The following is a 17,973-nucleotide window of genomic DNA, read 5'->3' as shown; positions in this document are numbered from 1 at the left end:
TTTATAAAGCAGATTCAGGGGTTATTTAATAAAAACGGCAATCAGCATTAGGCAGAAAGGTATAATTTTTTCTTCCCGGGATATGTGACCACCCAAGCAATAGTGGTGGACATATAGTAATTATTAGATTAAAGCCGGGAGGGGAAGAGATGAGCGAAGAACAACAGATAACTCCTTGGAACATAGATGGAGCATTAGGTGAATGGTATGTGCCTCTCTATATAGAAAATATGGCAGATGAAGTACTATGCCACTATAATTTTACCACAACAACCAGGACTGTGATGGCATTAAAGAATGAGTTCGGGGGACTAATCTGGAAGCTTGAAACAGACGATGGACCAAAAAGCCTGAAGATACTCCACAGGCCTCCTGTAAGAAGCCTCTTCAGTATAGCAGCACAGGAGTATTTAGTAAAAAAAGGAGCGAAAGTTCCAGAGGTAATTAAGACAAAGCAAGGTGAAAGCTTTGTTAATAAAGGTGAAAAGCTTTGGTTTGTTGCCGAATGGATTGATCCGCTATGGCAGGTTAGTGACGACCTTAACGGTGCGAAGCTGTTATCCGGTGCAATTGCCGATTTCCATGAACGTTCGAAAGGTTTTGTGCCGCCAGAAAGGTGTGTAAAATCCTCTAGATTAAAACGGTGGCCAAAAAAGTACGCGAAGATTATTACAAAAATGAACTGGTTCAGAGAAATAACAGAGCTGTATGGAGAAATGCCTGCAAGCCAGGTTATTCAGGAGTCGCTGCCTATTTTTGAAATACAGGCTGTTAATGCACATGAAAAATTACTGAGTTCACCATACAGGAAGCTGGCGGACAGAGGAGATAAAGCATGGGGGCTGGCCCATCAGGATTACGGTTCGTCTAACGGACAGCAAAGCAGCGATGGGATGTGGATTATTGACCTTGATGGAGTGGCATTTGATCTTCCTGTCCGTGATATGAGGAAATTAATTGATGAGTACATGTACAATCTTGGATACTGGGACCTTGAGTGGGTGATGGGTATGCTGGAAGCCTATGATGAAGTGAATCCTATTGAAGATGAACTTTTTGAAGTACTGTTAATTGATATGTCGCATCCTAATTTGTTTTATAAACATGTTAAAGAAATGGTGTATGAACCGGAAGCCTTTCTTGATGCAGAAGTCAAAGCAGAGGTGGAGAGAGTACTTCAGCTTGAAGAAACAAAATGGGCGGTTATCGCAGAGCTTCGGAAGGAATGGAAAGGAGGGAAAAGGCGGTGAAAGTACTAATTATCTGCACGGAAAAACTTCCTGTTCCTCCGGTTCTTGGAGGGGCGATTCAGACTTATATTGCCGGAGTAGTTCCGGTTCTGAAAGAAAAGCACTCAGTAACTATATTAGGCGTCAACGACCCGTCTCTTCCCGATGAAGAAATGATAGACGGGATAAATTATGTAAGGGTACCTGGCAAACTACTTGAGATATACCGTGACGGGGTGAAGGAGTACGTAAAAAATAACCGCTTTGATCTCATTCATATTTTCAACCGCCCAAGGCTTGTACCAGCTGTAAGAGAAGCAGCACCTGATGCAAGGCTTATTCTCAGTATGCATAATGATATGTTTAAGCGTGAGAAGATCGATTCTGAAACAGCTAATCGTGCGATTGAGGAACTGGATAAAATAATTACCATAAGTGATTATATCGGCCATACGATAAAGGAGCTCTATCCACAGGCTGAGGCAAAACTTCAGACAATTTACTCAGGTGTAGATTTGGATAGGTTTGTACCGGCTTACACGGCGAAAGGGAAAAAGCTTAGCAGACAGGTACGTGAAGAACATGATTTGACCTTTAAAAAGATAGTCCTCTTTGCTGGCAGACTGTCACCAAACAAGGGGCCGGATGTTCTTGTTCGGGCAATGCGTCTTCTGCAAAAGGAGCATCCGGATGCAGTACTTGTAATAGTAGGAAGCAAGTGGTTCAGCCAGGAAGGGCTTACAGATTATATAGCATATTTAAGGGCGATAGCAGCAAGAAGCCCGATACCTGTTATTACTACTGGATTTATTTCACCTGCAGAAATTCATCGATGGTTTGCTGCAGCAGATGTATTTGTTTGCACTTCCAGATGGCAGGAACCTCTCGCCCGTGTTCATTATGAAGCGATGGCCGCTGGGCTGCCGATCATCACGACAAACCGCGGTGGTAATACCGAGGTTATGGAAGAAGGGAAAAACGGGCTAATTGTAAATAATGCTGAAGATCCGGAGGAGTTTGCCCGGCATCTTTCACACCTCCTTTCCGACAGTTCACGGCGAAGAAAAATGGGAGAGTACGGGAGAATGCTGGCTGAAAAGAACTACAACTGGAACAGAGTTGTAAGCGATATTTCAGGAGTCTGGGATGAAATTGAAGTTAAAATTAACAACAATATCCCAATAACTGCTCAATATGGTGAAAAACAAGAATTAATCATTACTGAAGAAATTATAACTTTTAATGATTCAGCGAGTGAAGAAACCGTCAAAGTGGAGTATGAAGAAAAAGAATTGGAACCTGCAGTTCAATTTGAAGAAAAACAAGAATTAGTCACTGAAGAAATTATAAATATAAACGACACTGCAGATGAAGAAACAGACAAAATGCCAACGGAAGAAAAAGATCCAGTCCCTGTGGTTCAAACAGCAGAAGAAGCAGACAAATCACCCAAAGAAGAAAAAGATCAAGTACCTGCTGGTCAACCTGCAGAAGGAGCAGAAGTGGACAGCACAAAAATAAATGAAGAAATTGTAAAACCTGTGAAAAGAGGTAAAGACCACGTCTTAAACAGGCTTGGTAAAACCTTCCCTAAAAATCCGTATTACCCGCATTTTAAATGGGTGCGATAACTATAGAAGAGAAGAGGAGGTAGTTAGGCAGTTCGGTTCCGTTGATGCAAATAACACAATGACACTACTCTTCTGTCATTGTGTTATTTGTTATATAGTTTTGTATGATGCTTTCAACAAATTTAGTAGTAATATTGTATTTTTATGTTAATGCAAATTCGATTTGTTAACGGAGAGGGAACATTAGCTGGAGTAGCCGCCAGGGAAATTCTGCTTCACAAAGATGGCTCATGTACCAAGTTATAAAAAAATAGATACAACGGATCCTCATTCCGTTAATTCAAAAAAACGGGACTTTATGAAAAGTTGTGGATCCTCGTTCCGTAACCTTCAACAGCCATATACATAATTCAAACTATACAGGTTCAGCTGTTGTATTTATATAATGTTTTAATATATTCGGCCTGCTTTTTTAATCCTTCTCTTAGTGTTGTCCCGGGCTTATAATTGAGAGTTTCCTCAGCTTTGCTTATATCCGCCCATGTATGAAGGGGTTCTCCTTTTTGTTTTTCTGTATACTTAACATTAGCTTTTTTTCCTGTCAATTCTTCGAGAATAGCGATCACTTCATTTACTGAAGCCCTTTCTTTTCCCCCGATATTAAAGATTTCTCCTTTAGTTTTTGCTGCGGACATAACAGCTGCTGTCCCCTTTACACAATCATCAATATAGGTAAAATCCCGGGTTTGCGTTCCATCTCCATAGACTGTTATGGTATCGCCCTTCAGAATAGCTTTTATGAAATTATGAAAAGCCATATCAGGTCGCTGTCCAGGACCGTATACCGTAAAATATCTGAGAATTGTTAAAGGGATGTTTTCGTTATACTCATACACCTTGCAAAGATGTTCACCTGTAAGCTTTGTTACACCATATGGAGAAAGAGGCATGGTGGTTTCCTGCTCAGATACTTTCCCGGTTTTTTCCCCGTAAACAGACGAAGTGGAAGCAAAGATAAATTTGTCCACGGAGACATTGCTGCAGGCTTCCAGCAGACGCTGTGTCACAGATATATTATTCGTCACATAATTTGAAAAGTTACTTCCCCAGCTGGACCGAACACCAGGCATTCCGGCAAGGTGATAGACGATACAATCATCAGCCAGGTGTTTTTTCCAGTTAATTGCAGTTAAATCCTCCTCTGCTAACTGAAACCTGAGGCTGTTATTCAGATCCAGCGTATTAAGTTGGCTGTAACGATCCTTTCCATGATTAGTGAAACAATCGATACCTGTAACTTTATTATTTTTATCCTGCAGTAAATATCGGCATAAGTGACTGCCTATAAAACCTGCTGCACCGGTTACTATAATATTTTTCACGTCAGTCCAGCTCCAGAGCGTGAAACTGAAATGGAGAAAGAGTTGAAGTAATTCTGTCTGAAAATAAATGTTTTCCTGCTGTTTTCCATCGTACTGCTCCTTCCTGAATCTTACTGGCTTTTAATTAAATGAAGCTGTAATATTATATTTTTTCAGGGAAAGAGCGTGATAGTTTATCAATGAATGTGGATTTTTAACATAGATTGGGCGGATTTGTAGCAAGCTGATGACAAAGGAATAAATATAATTAAGGAACTATTCAATAACGCGGCAAAGAAGGGAGTTCTGTTATTGGTGAGTATAAAGAAAGCGATAATTCCTGCCGCAGGTTATGGTACCCGGAGCCTTCCCATTACGAAAGCAGTACCTAAAGAAATGTTTCCCGTGGCAGGAAAGCCAGCGATCCAATATGTGGTAGAAGAAGCGATTGCTTCAGGAATAGAGGAAATTCTGATTGTATTATCACGTAATAAATCATTAATCATGGATTATTTTGACCGCTCCCTGGAATATGAAGCTTTTCTGGAAAAAGTGAACAAACAGCATCTTATTGGTAAAATAGATATCCCGGATATACATCTGCAGTATATAAGGCAGCCATTTGCTGAAGGTCTTGGGGCAGCTGTTAAATTAGGCCGGAGATTTGCCGGAAATGAACCTTTCGCTGTACTGCTGCCTGATGATATTTTTATCGGAGACGAACCACCGGCGCTGGCTCAGCTTTCAGCTCTTCATAAAGAGACAGGTTTATCTGTTATTGGCCTGAAGAAAGTTAAAAAAGATCTCCTGAAAAACTACGGAGTCATAAAAGAAGAAAAACTTTCGGAAGGGAAATACCGGTTAATTGATATAGTGGAGAAACCAAAGAAGTCGCCGCCTTCCAACCTTGCTGTAAGTGGAAGATATATATTTACGCCTTCGTTGTTTGATCATCTTGAAAAAACAACGAAGGGTGCAGGCGGAGAACTGCAGCTGACGGATGCAGTGAAAAGCCTTCTGAAGGAAGAAAAATGCTACGGGATAGAAATAAGCAGGAACAGGTATGATATAGGATCAGAAGCTGATTATTTAAAGCTGATTCAGACGATAATGGAGAGTGGAAAGTAAAGACAGCATAAGGTGATATGCTGTCTTTTTAAGTTTTAGCTGAATGACTGTAGAATTAAGAGGAATACTTTTGATGTGTGCGTATAAGCAGTCTGCTTGATATTAAATCACAATATTAATATAGTGAATACCTGACAGTTAAATCAACTCCTAACAAACAACAAAGAAAAGCGAGGCATACATAATGGAGACAATAAATAAACCAAAAACAACGATCGTCATCTTCGGAGTTACAGGGGACTTAGCAAAACGAAAGCTTTTTCCGTCGATTTATAATTTGTTTAAAAAGGGGCTTCTCTCAGATAATTTTGCAGTAGTTGGAGTTGCCAGACGTCCTTGGACAAATGAAATCCTCCGCTCAAATGTTTGTGAGGCGGTGAAAAATGAAGTAGATCCTGATGCTGGTGAGCTTGAAGGGTTTTGCAGCCATTTTCATTATCTGCCATTCGATGTTTCAAGTGAAGAATCATTTAACGAACTGAATAGTCTCATTGGTGACCTGGAAGAAAAATACTCCATCCCTGGCAACAGGATTTTTTATATGGCTATGGCACCCCAGTTTTTCGGGACAATTGCTTCCAGTTTAAAATCAAGAGGACTAACGGAAACGGAAGGCTGGAGCCGGCTTGTAATTGAAAAACCGTTTGGCCACAACCTTCCTTCAGCAAAGGAACTGAACGAGCAGATTCGCGAGGCGTTTACTGAGGACCAAATTTATCGTATAGACCATTATCTTGGTAAAGAAATGGTACAGAATATTGAAGTAATCAGATTTGCTAACGCAATGTTTGAGCCGCTGTGGAACAACCGCTATATATCCAATATTCAGATAACCTCCAGTGAGAGCCTCGGAGTCGAGGACCGGGGAGGATATTATGATACTTCCGGAGCGTTAAGGGATATGGTGCAGAACCATATGCTGCAAATGGTGTCTCTTCTGGCAATGGACCCTCCAATCAGGCTGACCACAGAGGAGATAAGAAGTGAAAAAATAAAAGTGCTGAGAGCGATGCGAAAAGTATCTTCGGAGGAAGTAGAGGACTACTTTGTAAGAGGGCAATATGGTCCTGGAGAAATAAACGGGGAAGAAGTTTCTGGCTACAGAAGTGAAAACAATATAAATCCTGAGTCTCAGACAGAAACATTCGTGGCAGGGAAATTGATGATAGACAACCACCGCTGGGCCGGAGTACCTTTCTATATCCGGACAGGAAAGCGGATGGCGGTTAAATCAACGAAGATAGTTATTCAGTTTAAAGAACTGCCACTGAATTTATATGAGACGAAAAACTCAGATACCCATCCGAATTTACTTGTCATTCATATTCAGCCAGACGAAGGAATCACCTTACTTTTGAACAGCAAGAAAAATGATCCGTCAGGGGGTACTGCTCCTGTCCACCTTCATTTCAGCAACAACAGCGTGAATACTGTAAATACACCAGAAGCATATGAGAGGCTGCTGCATGACTGTATGCTTGGTGATGCCACTAATTTTACACATTGGGATGAAGTGGATCTTTCCTGGGCGTTTATTGATACTATTTCTGAGTACTGGGAAAACAGTAAAGAAGAACTTCCAAACTACTCGTCAGGGACAATGGGACCCGAAGAATCGGACGAGCTGCTGAAAAAAGACGGCTTCCACTGGTGGCCATTAAATGAAGAAGATAATTAGTCTGTCTCAGAAAAGTACTTGTTACAGCGTAAGGAAATCAGGGAAGGCTATTAAACAGCGTTATTTTTGAAAGGGGAATTGATTATGAAAATTATTGATATTAGCGCACCAATATACGAAGGGATGCCTGTTTATAAAAATAAGGAAGAGAAACAACCGAAAATAACTACCGTAACAAACAAACATGTTACCGAATCAAGAATTGATCTTGACCTTCATACAGGAACTCATATTGACTCTCCGCTTCATATGGTTAACGACGGAGATACTTTTGAAACTATTCCGCTGGAAAAGCTGTACAGAAAGTGCAAGGTATTTGATCTGACAGCTTCCGAAGACCGTATAACAGCGGAAGATCTTAAAGATCTGGATATTGAAAAAAATGACTTTATTCTATTTAAAACGAAGAATTCTTTCGAAGAAGAATTTAATTTTGAGTTCATCTACCTGGCAGAGGATGGCGCGAAACTTTTAGCCGAAAAGGGAATTGATGGAGTAGGGATTGATGCTCTCGGTGTGGAAAGGAGCCAGCCGGATCATCCAACTCATAAAACGTTATTCGGCAATGGCATCATTGTTATGGAAGGCCTGCGTCTGAAAGATGTGGAGCCAGGGAGTTATTTCATGGCAGCATCCCCTTTAAAACTGTCTGAAACAGATGCTTCACCGGCGAGAGTGGTACTTCTGGAAGGCATCGAAACTAATTAAATAAGAAAAACGGGCGGGGACAAATATCCCCGCCCGTTTTTTAACAGATAAGAAAGTATAACATCCCACGATAGTTGTCTAGCTCCAGCGACGAGCGTTTACATCACGAGTATGCTTCGAGTTGTGTCGACGTATACGCCTCGTAGCGCTACTGGAAGAGGAAGAGGCAGTGCTTGGGCCTGCGGTTACTCGGTCCAGGTAAAGAGTGATCTAGGACACTTCGTTTGCTTGTCGCAGGTAAAGAGTGTCGCTCGTGACCTAGGCTCTTACGCTTTTCTTTAATCAAGCCACTCTGTATGGAAAATTCCTTCCTTGTCTGTTCTCTGATACGTGTGTGCCCCGAAATAATCCCGCTGTGCCTGCAGAAGGTTGGCAGGAAGACGTTCTGTTCTGTAACTGTCATAATAGGCAATTGCCGCAGAGAAAGCAGGAAGAGGAATCCCGTGTTTTACTCCAAGTGACACGACTTCCCTTAATGCAGTTTGATATTCAGCAGTTATTCTCTGGAAATATGGGTCTATCAGTAGATTTGCAAGCTCTGGATCTCTGTCATAGGCATCTTTTATATTTTGCAGGAAAGCTGCCCGGATAATGCATCCTCCCCGGAATATCATTGCGATGTCTCCTAAAGGCAGGTTCCAGCCATACTCCTCAGAAGCTGCTTTTAACTGGGCAAATCCTTGTGCGTATGAACAGAGCTTGCTCATATAAAGTGCTTTACGGATCGCTTCCGTCCATTCTTCTTTATTTTCACCTATACCAGATGCCTGTTCAGGTCCCTTTAAAATTCCGCTCGCTTTTACCCGCTCATCCTTTATAGCTGAGAGGAACCGGGCAAAAACAGATTCGGTGATGATAGGAAGCGGGACCCCATGGTCAAGGGCGTTCTTACTTGTCCATTTTCCTGTGCCCTTCTGTCCGGCAGTATCAAGAATAACATCAACCAGCGGTTTTCCTGTATCGCTGTCAGTCTTAGTGAAGATATCAGCAGTGATTTCAATCAGATAACTATCCAGCTCACCCTTATTCCATTCTGCAAAAGTTTTATGGAGCTCCTCTGCTCCATAGCCCAGAACCTGTTCCAATAGAAAGTATGCTTCACAGATCAGCTGCATATCGCCGTATTCTATCCCGTTATGCACCATTTTCACATAATGTCCGGCTCCGTCAGGGCCTATATACGTACAGCATGGGTCTCCGTTAACTTTTGCAGATATATCTTTCAGCATTGGAGCGACGAGGTCATAAGCCTCTTTCTGGCCTCCTGGCATAATCGAAGGTCCTTTCAATGCCCCTTCCTCACCGCCGGAAACGCCGGTTCCAATAAAATGTATCCCTTTTTCAGCAAGGTATTGATTTCTTCTCACTGTGTCTTCAAAATACGTATTCCCGCCGTCGATGATAATATCTTTTTCTGAAAGGTGGGGGAGGAGTGTCTCAATAGCTTTATCCGTGACTTCTCCTGCCTGAACCATGAGGAGGATTTTCTTCGGACTTTCCAGGGACCGAACAAATTCTTCGATGCTGTATGTACCTGTCAGCGGCTTATCGCTGTTTGTATCCACGATCTCTTTGACACGCTCTGCTGCTATATCATAGATGGATACGCTATATCCATTATTTGCAAAATTAAGGGCAATACTTTTTCCCATTACTCCTGTTCCTAATACTCCGATGTTGTTTTCTGCCATAGCTGTTTAACTTCCCTTCTGAGTTGAGAATCTTTTTGTTCCTCATTAGATTTAACATATAACATGCAGTAACCACAAGTTTAATGCATACCGCTGTATCCATAGTTTGTTATAGAATATAAAATTTTATGTTTTATTCCACTTTCCGAATAACTGGCAGTGCTCCCCCTGAGGTGTTATTTTCCGGAAGCATAAAACCACACTAATCTTTATACATAATCCAAATGAAATATTAAACAATAATAACAAGACCAAATGAGAAACAATGGGGGGAGAAGACATGACATTATTCCGGCTTGGTTACGTAGCAATGAGTATGGAACTGAAGAATAGTTCTCCGTCACAGACGATGACTTATGCCCAGTTTGAGAAAATAGCGAATCGTGAAGGTGCTAAAAGGAAACTTGAAAGAATCGCACAGGCAAACCTGAAGAATTGTCTTCGCCTGCTGAAACATAATGCAGCACATGATATCCGGTTTTTTCGTTTCAGTTCAAGAATTATACCTCTTGCTAACCATGAAGCTCTTGAGGAATGGGATTTTATGGCTCCATTGACAAGCCAGTTAAATGAAATTGGTGAATTTGTCAGCCGGAATAATATGAGAACAGGGTTCCATCCTGATCATTTTGTTTTACTCAATTCTCCGAAAAAGGAAATACTAAAAGCTTCTCTTCAGAATCTTCAGCTCCATTATGATTTGCTAAAGAAAATGGGAAACGGAACAAAACATAAATGTGTTATTCATGTTGGAGGAAGTTATAAAAATAAAGAGATTGCACTGGAACGTTTCGTAGAACACTGGGCCTTTGTCCCCCGGCATATACAGGAAATGATTATTCTTGAAAATGATGATAAAACATTTAATCTGCAAAATACGTTATATTTGTGCGAGAAGCTGAATATACCATGCGTTTTTGATTATCATCACCATCTTGCTAACCATGAGGAAGAAAACTGGGTGGACTACTGGCCAAGAATTACATCGACTTGGGAGGGTTCTCCACTTCCGGTTAAAATGCATATTTCCAGCCCGAGGGGTCAGGAGGAGTTCAGAGCTCATAATGATTTTATAGACCTTGAGATGTTTCTGAGTTTTTTAAAAGAAGTAAATGGGTCCGTTCCCCAGATTGACTGCATGATCGAAGCTAAACAGAAGGACAGGGCACTTTTTCGGCTCGTAAAAGAAATTGGCGAACGGGAGGGTGTAACTCTCGTTGATAATGCAAGCTTTAAAATAAGTTAATATTAAAATAAGGCAGGTGGTGGCAGATGGCTGGAAATATAAAAGTAGCAATAATGGGAGCGGGGCTTTCAGGGCTGGCCTCAGCCATTATCCTTGAAAGACATGGAATAAAACCAGTTATTTTTGAGAAACGAAGCCGGGTGGGCGACCGATTTATAAATGGGGAAGCTCTGTTTTCTATTTTAAGCAGACCGGTCTACGACCCAGTCAGATACCTTGCCGAACAGTTTCAGATTTATATTAAGCCAGTCAGCCATATTAACCGTCTGGAAATCAACGCACCTAACAAAAGTGCTGAAATAAATGAACAGATTGGTTTTATAAACCTGCGGGGAAGACACCATGATTCTTTTGACAGCCAGTTAGCGGAACAGGTAACATCAGATATATTTTTCCATTCCAATTTTACATACGAGGAATTGCTCACTTCTTACACGCATGTAATCGTGGCAACAGGGGACGCCAGGGATGCAATCAAACAAAATAATTACAAGGTGGACCGGACAGTAACGATAAAAGGGACAACAGTGGAGGGCCGGTTCGATAACTATTCGGTTCCTGTATGGCTGGATAACGATCTTCTTCCGAATGGCTATGCATATTTGCTTCCTTTCTCGGAAAAAGAAGCAGGTTTAGCCTTCGCTCTGCCGGAACAGGAGGCTGTAACGTTCAATACTGACAGGATGTGGGAAGAGTTCCACAGCAGGGTTTGTCATTATTACGAACAGCCTTTAAAGCTGACAGACCAGTTTCATATAAACGGGTACCAAATAGGCATATGCAGACATTCCAGGATAGGGAATACCTTTTATACAGGTAATAATTTCGGATCGATTATGCCTTTTCTCGGTTTTGGCCAGTTTGAGGCGATTCTTACAGGGATTTTTGCCGCTCTTGATATATGCGGAAAAGGAAGTTACGAAAAATTGACAGAACCACTTCGCAAGAGTTATTCTCGTTCTCTAACATTGAGAAACGCATTTGAATCTTTAACAAATGATAAATATGATTTTATTGTTGGCAGGCTTAACGGCCAATTAGGACAAAAGTTCTTCGAAAGGAACGGCAGCAATCCTCTGAAGCTCATCAGTTTATTACTAAGGCCCTTCGTATAATTCTATAAATGATTACTAAACCGGATTGGAACATTCTGATCCGGTTTTGCAGTTTGTATCCCGATACGTTTGACCCGGTGTTAAAGAAGGTTATTTAGTTTTTCTGTCGAATGAGTTAATTAATAAATTGAATGAATTTCATATATGGACTTTGAATATAAAAAGACGAACATTACTTTTCGATTACAGCGTAAGACGGCGACTGTCTCTTCCTCTGCTCCTGCGGTTACTCGTCGCAAAAGAGACCTGCTCCTGCGGTTACTCGTCGCAAAAAGAGTTTTGTCAGCTTAGCTTCGCAGAATATCTGTCGAGACAACTCGATGCATTTGCGGAGAAGAAGATGCTCGTTCCTGCGGGAAAAGCATGAGAAGCTGAAAATCCATTTTTGACGGCGTTCATCCGTCAAAAATTAGTTGAAGCCGTGCCCGCAGAACGCGTCCGTCTGTAGCGTAAATCGAACAACAAAGTAACATTTTAAGATAGTGTTCGTATTAAAGATGAAAATCTTGAATTATGAAATTGATTCAAATGATTATAAATTTTTCCCGATGAAACCGTCCGTAAAACTCCCCCCTCAAAACATGAGTTGAACCGGTGATGTTTAGGTGGGAGATAACGGACGCTAACATCCCGATTGATTCAACTAACAATCAGTGGGGGATGAACAAAACCCCCACTGATTGAAGGTTCACTATATATTTTGGAAGGAATAACGGAGGGATACTGTGAGACTTATTTCAATTTGTCCGAGTAATACAGAGCTACTTGCATATCTTGGGCTTACTTCATCACTGGCAGGAGTGGACGACTATTCCGACTGGCCGGCGGAGATAAACGATCTCCCCCGTGTGGGACCTGATTTAAATATTGATATGGATAAAGTAGAGGAATTGAAGCCGGATCTCGTTCTTGCCTCACTGACAGTTCCCGGCATGGAAAAGAATATAGAGGAACTGGAGAAACGCCGTATTCCTTATTATATTGTTCCAAATCCTGAGACACTAACTGAAGTTGGCGACCAGCTTCTTCTCCTGGGAGAGCTGACGAATGAGCAGGGTACTGCAAAGAAGATGCATAATAAATTTACTGCTGTCTTAAATGAATACCGGAAACTGAGCGGCAGGGCAACAAAGAAAAAAAGCATTTACTGGGAGTGGTGGGCCAAGCCTGTTTTCACTCCGGGTGCAGGAAACTGGCTGACAGAAATCAGTGAACTTGCCGGAGGATATAATGTGTTTAAAGATAAGGAAGAAGCAAGTGTGCAAACAGACTGGGAGGATGTGAGGCTGAGAGATCCGGATATCATCGCAGCAGTCTGGGTAGGGGTCAGAAAAGAAAAGGTAAAGCCCGAGATCATTCTTAAACGGCCGCTATGGAAAGAAATGGACGCTGTAAAAAAACAAAATCTGTTTATTCTGGAAGAGCCGCTTTTTTGCAGGCCATCTCCAAGACTGTTAACTGGTCTTCAGAGAATAGCGTCACTGACACATCCGGATATATTCCCAATGTACAAAGAGGGCAGCGACGTGCTCCTTGGTGATAAAAATGATTATGACAAGTAGCAGTATTTGTAGTCTGTGCAGATCTTATTAGTATGCATGGTAAATTTAAAGGGATACTGGCCTGCACCAATTGACCCTGTGCAGGGGGGAAGTTCAGGAGGGAATCAATGGAGAAAATAATTGTTACAGGTGTTTCAGCAGGTGCCGGTAAATCTACTTTTGCAAGAAAATTAGGTGAAGCACTTGATATACCTGTATACCATCTTGACAGTTATTACTGGAAGCCTGGCTGGATGGAAGCTCCGGAGGAAGAATTTATTAAAGCTCAAAATGAATTAACCGCAAAAGAGAAATGGATTATTGAGGGAAACTACAGCAGCACTTTATCGGTAAGGACAGAACCAGCGGATACTATTATCTATATAAACCAGCCTCTTTATAAGTGTTTATACAGGGTTATAAAACGGCGTATCAAGTTCCATAACAAATCAAGGCCGGATATAGCCAACGGCTGCCCGGAAAAACTCAATTGGAAATTTATTAGATTTATTATGAGCACGTATAAGAGGAGAAAAGAAAGCCTGCCGGAACATTTTCGGACGATAAGTATGAAAGATATGAATAAATCTGTATACATCTTTGAAAACGACAGAGAAATTGAATCTTTCCTCGTGAAATTTAAACGAGGCAGCAAAGTCCAATCGCTTCCTGGTTCAGCTCAAAAAAGTAAATTAAAGAAATAAAAGAGGTGGTTTAATGAAGGGCTTTTCCTATAAAGACTACGATGCCTTTGGTATTGCTGAACTTATCAGAGCAAAAGAAATTACACCTTCTGAAGTAGTGAATGAAGCTATAAACAGGATCGAACTCCTTAACCCTGAACTTAACGCGGTTATTTATAAAATGTACGAAAAAGCAGAAGCTGCAGCAAAAAAATCACATATTACGGATGGCCCCCTGGCCGGTGTTCCGGTACTGTTAAAAAATATGACTCAGGAGATAGAGGGAGAGCCGATTACTTCCGGCTCGAAAGCACTTAAAAGCTATAAGGCCGAAAGAGACACCAATTTTGTGAAACGACTGAGAGAATCAGGATTGTTATTTCTCGGGCAGACGAATGTCCCGGAATTTTCCCTGATGGGAATAACAGAGCCCCAATTGCACGGGGCTACGAAAAACCCATGGCATACGGAATACACTCCGGGAGGATCCAGTGGCGGAGCTGCCGCAGCTGTGGCCTCAGGTATGGTTCCAGTGGCAGGAGCGAATGATGGTGGCGGATCAATTCGAATTCCGGCAGCTTATTGCGGCCTTTTTGGCCTGAAACCAACGCGGGGACGGACTCCAGTTGGTCCTAAAGCAGGAAGGCACTGGCAGGGAGCTTCCGTCGACCATGTGATAACAAGGACTGTAAGGGATAGTGCGGCAATACTTGATATGTTAAACATACATGAGAAGGAAGCGGCATTTCAGGCACCAGTGTTTAATGGGTCTTATCTTGACTGCTTAAATAAGCCTCGGGATGGACGTCTGAAAATAGCTTTTTCCATAGAATCACCAATAGGTACGGAAGTCCATTCAGACTGTGCGGAAGCAGTTAAACAAACTGCGGTTTTATTAGAAGGGATGGGCCACCATATTGAGGAAAAGAATGCGCCGGCAGATGGGAAAGCCATTGCGAATGCTTACTTGACAATGTATTTTGGTGAAGTTGCTGCAAGTATCACAAATCTGGAAGGAGTGCTGGGAAGAAAAGCAAAAAGCAGCGATGTAGAACCATCTACCTGGCTCCTCGGACTGCTGGGAAGAGCCACTTCGGCGGAAGAATTTGTCTTAAGCCTGAGGGAGTGGGATCAGGCAGCGTTTGCCATGGAGGGTTTTCAAGAAGAATATGATTTGTATATGACCCCGGCAACCGCCTATCCGCCAGCTAAAATTGGGGAACTTGAGTTAAAGTCATTAGAAAAGCTGCTTATTAAGGCAGTTGGCAGCTTTGGAATGGGAAGTTTATTAAAGAAGAGTGGAATCGTAGACCAAATTGCGGAACAGAGCTTAAAGAGGACGCCATTCACTCAGCTTGCTAATCTGACCGGGCAGCCTGCCATGTCTGTTCCGCTGGGTAATACAGCGGAAGGGCTGCCTGCAGGTGTACAGTTCAGCGCTGCAAGAGGAAGAGAAGACCTCCTCCTTCAGATTGCGGCCGAACTCGAAAAGACAGAGAGCTGGACTGACGTGAAGGAAAACGATTTTTTCCGGAGGGGATAGAGCATTATTTCTCCCGGTCCTTTTCAAGAAGCTTTTGTACATTTTCTTTCGGTTCCCAGCAGTTAAACTTATAATCAGGTTTTGTTTCATAGCCAAGTCTTTTGCAGCGGTACCTGGTTTTACCGTCAGCTTTATATGTTTCAAAGTTTATGCAAGTTGCACAGAAATGGTAATCTTTCATAACAGCCGCCCCTCAAAAAAACAGGTGCTGTATGTCAGCACCTGTTTGTTCTTATACATATAGAATAACATAATTTATTTTGCAAAAACATGGTTTCCGATCGTGATCGTGTGTGTTCTTGTAGCGTTCCAGTTATTTGTAGCAATCGCAGGATTATAGAAGAAGAGGGAACCGCTCCCCTGTCCTCTGAAAGCAATTGCTTCATTAACGGCCCGTACCGCTGAAGCAGTTGGCGCCTGGTTAATGGATCCATTGCTGACTGGGGTAAACTGGCCCCGCTCATATATAACTCCGCGAATTGTGTTAGGAAATTTGCTGCTATCCACCCGGTTTAAGATAACTGTAGCTACTGCAACTTGTCCTGCATAAGGTTCACCTTTTGCTTCAGCAGTTACAAGCTGAGCCAGCAGCCTTCTGTCAGCTGCAGAAACTGACGCCGGGATTGTTAATCGTTCACCTGCATAAATCATATTGCCGCTTTTGTTATTAGCCTGTTTAATTTCGTTCACAGAAACTCCGTTATTGTTAGCAATCTTCCAGAGTGTATCGCCGTTTTTTACTGTGTGTACGGAAGATGCAGAAACAGCCGACATTCCTGAAAATAAGATCGCTGTTACAAGCATAAGAGTAATGATGAATTTCTTCATAAAAATATAACCTCCTGAATAATTTCTTATCCTTTTTCTCGTTTACAAGGCTAACAGTTTTATAGACTAGTATCATTAGGTAATTGATGGGAAAAATCTCCGGATTTATGGGGGACAGGGGGGAGGAGTGTGAAAGAAAGAATTTACGAATAGCCGGAAACTGCTTTATTTATCCTCCATATGATAAAACTGGAACAATAACATATTGTACATTGGACTATTTCTGGGCAAAGTAGGCTTAAAAGGAAAAAGGAGCTCAGCATATGGAGAAAACTACACCATCTGAAGGAAGGAACAAAAAGAAACAGATTGAACGGACGGTTACATTACTGGTTATTTTACTGATATCCTTTTCCGCTTTTACAGCAGGAGTTTCAGCAGAGGAGTCCTCTTTTCCGGAAGCACCGGTTTTTGTAGATGGGAAACCTGTTACGACAAAGTATTTTCTGAAGGAAGGTCATTTAATGGTACCCGCCTTATTTATGAAGCACGCCGGTGCACGTGTAGACTGGAATGAGGAATATCAGTCCGTAGTGTTCCGTCTTGGTGATGTGCATTTTGCGGCACCGGTAAACAAAAAATTTACAGATGACTTTGACAGGCGAACCAGTACCTGGAAAAGGGGAACAATTGTGACAGCCCCTGTGATGCATAACGGTATTGCTTACGTACCTCTTGCAGATGTTGCCAGAAAAATGGGCATGACCGTCTCATATAATTTTGACAGCCATCAGACTTTTATAAATACACATAGGAATACAGTTTCCAGGAGAATAGCTGCTGGAAGCAGCAGGCAGAAGCTGGTAGCTTTAACTTTTGACGACGGACCGGAAAGTCATTACACACCGCAAATCCTTGATATATTAAAAGAAAAAGGTGTTCCCGCAACCTTTTTCGTAGTAGGCAGGCAAATTCAGAGACACCCCGAAATGATGAGACGCATTATAAATGAAGGACATGGTGCAGGAAATCATACGTGGAGCCACCCCTCACTGCCGGATAGTATGACGAACAACGTTGTTGCAGAGGTAAGGAATACGCAAAACGAACTGGCAAGAGTGACAGGCAGAAGGCCGGATTTATTCCGCCCTCCATATGGTGCAATAACAAGGTCAGACGAACAGCTTCTCTATGAACTTGGTTTCCGCCAAATTTTCTGGTCTGTAGATACGCTTGACTGGACAGGACTTACCGGAGAACAAATCCTGGCTATTGTACGAAGAGACATTACTCCCGGGGGGATTATCCTTCAGCATAATATTGAGACTTCACCAGACCTTCTTCAGGGCACAGTCGACGCCCTCCCGAGAATAATTGATGAACTTCAGGCACAGGGGTATAAATTTGTTACGGTTCAGACACTCCTGGATCAGCAGTAAGGCAGCAGCACAGGGATGAATTATTTATATTGGAAATTAAAGGGTAGGGTTTGAGGTTCTTCTTCTAAAACCTGCGGAAAGGGCAGCTGGATTTATATAATTAGTCGCAAATGAAAATTGAAACTCGCCACAAGTTGGCGAGTTTCTTTATGCAGAGGGAAAATTATATTTATTTTAAAACTCCTGGGTCACCATAATGGATCATGGTTTAACTGTCTTCGTTTGGATTTATGCCTTGTCCCTATTTAAATAATTTGAGAAGGAAAAATAAA

At 42.0% G+C, this 17,973-nt stretch carries 15 protein-coding genes; 11 read left to right on the top strand and 4 right to left on the bottom strand.

Going from position 1 to position 17,973, the window contains the following annotated elements; genetic code table 11:
* The first annotated feature begins 149 nt into the window (after positions 1–149).
* Both BK582_RS20395 and BK582_RS20390 read left to right on the top strand, forming a co-directional pair.
* Positions 150–1,250, top strand: a complete 1,101-nt coding sequence (locus BK582_RS20395) for a CotS family spore coat protein (protein ID WP_078596794.1) — start codon at positions 150–152, stop codon at positions 1,248–1,250.
* A complete protein-coding gene (locus tag BK582_RS20390; RefSeq protein WP_078596793.1) occupies positions 1,247–2,860 on the top strand; it encodes a glycosyltransferase family 4 protein in 1,614 nt (537 codons plus the stop codon). The genes BK582_RS20395 and BK582_RS20390 overlap by 4 nt, the downstream gene beginning before the upstream one ends.
* Positions 2,861–3,225: 365 nt before the next feature.
* Here BK582_RS20390 and BK582_RS20385 read toward each other — a convergent pair whose 3' ends face one another.
* Positions 3,226–4,182, bottom strand: a complete 957-nt coding sequence (locus BK582_RS20385) for an NAD-dependent epimerase/dehydratase family protein (protein ID WP_078596792.1) — start codon at positions 4,180–4,182, stop codon at positions 3,226–3,228.
* Positions 4,183–4,476: 294 nt separating this feature from the next.
* Between BK582_RS20385 and BK582_RS20380 the strand changes: the two genes are divergently transcribed.
* From BK582_RS20380 to BK582_RS20370, 3 genes are all read left to right on the top strand, one after another.
* Positions 4,477–5,289 (top strand): UTP--glucose-1-phosphate uridylyltransferase, encoded by an 813-nt coding sequence (locus BK582_RS20380; protein WP_078598183.1) that lies wholly within the window; start codon positions 4,477–4,479, stop codon positions 5,287–5,289.
* A 184-nt stretch (positions 5,290–5,473) separates the two neighbouring features.
* Positions 5,474–6,967, top strand: a complete 1,494-nt coding sequence (gene zwf / locus BK582_RS20375) for a glucose-6-phosphate dehydrogenase (RefSeq protein ID WP_078596791.1) — start codon at positions 5,474–5,476, stop codon at positions 6,965–6,967.
* 84 nt (positions 6,968–7,051) lie between these two features.
* On the top strand, positions 7,052–7,675 hold the full coding sequence (locus BK582_RS20370; RefSeq protein ID WP_078596790.1) for a cyclase family protein: 624 nt from the start codon (positions 7,052–7,054) through the stop codon (positions 7,673–7,675).
* A 278-nt stretch (positions 7,676–7,953) separates the two neighbouring features.
* On the opposite strand, the gene gndA is transcribed toward BK582_RS20370, so the two are convergent.
* Positions 7,954–9,366 (bottom strand): NADP-dependent phosphogluconate dehydrogenase, encoded by a 1,413-nt coding sequence (gndA, locus tag BK582_RS20365; RefSeq protein WP_078596789.1) that lies wholly within the window; start codon positions 9,364–9,366, stop codon positions 7,954–7,956.
* A gap of 280 nt (positions 9,367–9,646) precedes the next feature.
* Between gndA and uvsE the strand changes: the two genes are divergently transcribed.
* The 5 genes from uvsE to BK582_RS20340 all read left to right on the top strand — a co-directional run bounded on the left by uvsE (position 9,647) and on the right by BK582_RS20340 (position 15,494).
* A complete protein-coding gene (uvsE, locus tag BK582_RS20360; RefSeq protein ID WP_078596788.1) occupies positions 9,647–10,612 on the top strand; it encodes a UV DNA damage repair endonuclease UvsE in 966 nt (321 codons plus the stop codon).
* A 26-nt stretch (positions 10,613–10,638) separates the two neighbouring features.
* Complete coding sequence (locus BK582_RS20355; RefSeq protein ID WP_244895446.1) at positions 10,639–11,727, top strand: NAD(P)/FAD-dependent oxidoreductase; 1,089 nt, start codon at positions 10,639–10,641, stop codon at positions 11,725–11,727.
* 725 nt (positions 11,728–12,452) lie between these two features.
* Positions 12,453–13,289: a cobalamin-binding protein gene (locus tag BK582_RS20350; protein WP_078596787.1), complete on the top strand. Its 837-nt coding sequence runs from the start codon at positions 12,453–12,455 to the stop codon at positions 13,287–13,289.
* Between the two features lie 107 nt (positions 13,290–13,396).
* On the top strand, positions 13,397–13,972 hold the full coding sequence (locus tag BK582_RS20345) for a P-loop NTPase family protein (RefSeq protein ID WP_078596786.1): 576 nt from the start codon (positions 13,397–13,399) through the stop codon (positions 13,970–13,972).
* 13 nt (positions 13,973–13,985) lie between these two features.
* Positions 13,986–15,494, top strand: a complete 1,509-nt coding sequence (locus BK582_RS20340) for an amidase family protein (protein WP_078596785.1) — start codon at positions 13,986–13,988, stop codon at positions 15,492–15,494.
* A 4-nt stretch (positions 15,495–15,498) separates the two neighbouring features.
* Here the strand turns inward: BK582_RS20340 and BK582_RS27265 are convergent, their stop codons facing one another.
* Together BK582_RS27265 and BK582_RS20335 are read right to left on the bottom strand one after the other, a co-directional pair.
* Positions 15,499–15,675, bottom strand: a complete 177-nt coding sequence (locus BK582_RS27265; RefSeq protein ID WP_167553219.1) for a hypothetical protein — start codon at positions 15,673–15,675, stop codon at positions 15,499–15,501.
* Positions 15,676–15,749: 74 nt separating this feature from the next.
* Positions 15,750–16,322 (bottom strand): cell wall hydrolase, encoded by a 573-nt coding sequence (locus BK582_RS20335; RefSeq protein ID WP_088035552.1) that lies wholly within the window; start codon positions 16,320–16,322, stop codon positions 15,750–15,752.
* A 263-nt stretch (positions 16,323–16,585) separates the two neighbouring features.
* Between BK582_RS20335 and BK582_RS20330 the strand changes: the two genes are divergently transcribed.
* Positions 16,586–17,701, top strand: a complete 1,116-nt coding sequence (locus BK582_RS20330) for a polysaccharide deacetylase family protein (RefSeq protein ID WP_078596783.1) — start codon at positions 16,586–16,588, stop codon at positions 17,699–17,701.
* The last annotated feature ends 272 nt before the right edge of the window (positions 17,702–17,973 follow it).

It is taken from the genome of Evansella clarkii (assembly GCF_002019695.1).
In the GTDB taxonomy this organism is placed as follows: domain Bacteria; phylum Bacillota; class Bacilli; order Bacillales; family Salisediminibacteriaceae; genus Evansella; species Evansella clarkii.
Note: the sequence above shows the minus strand (reverse complement) of the source record. Positions and strands in the feature narration are given on the sequence as shown.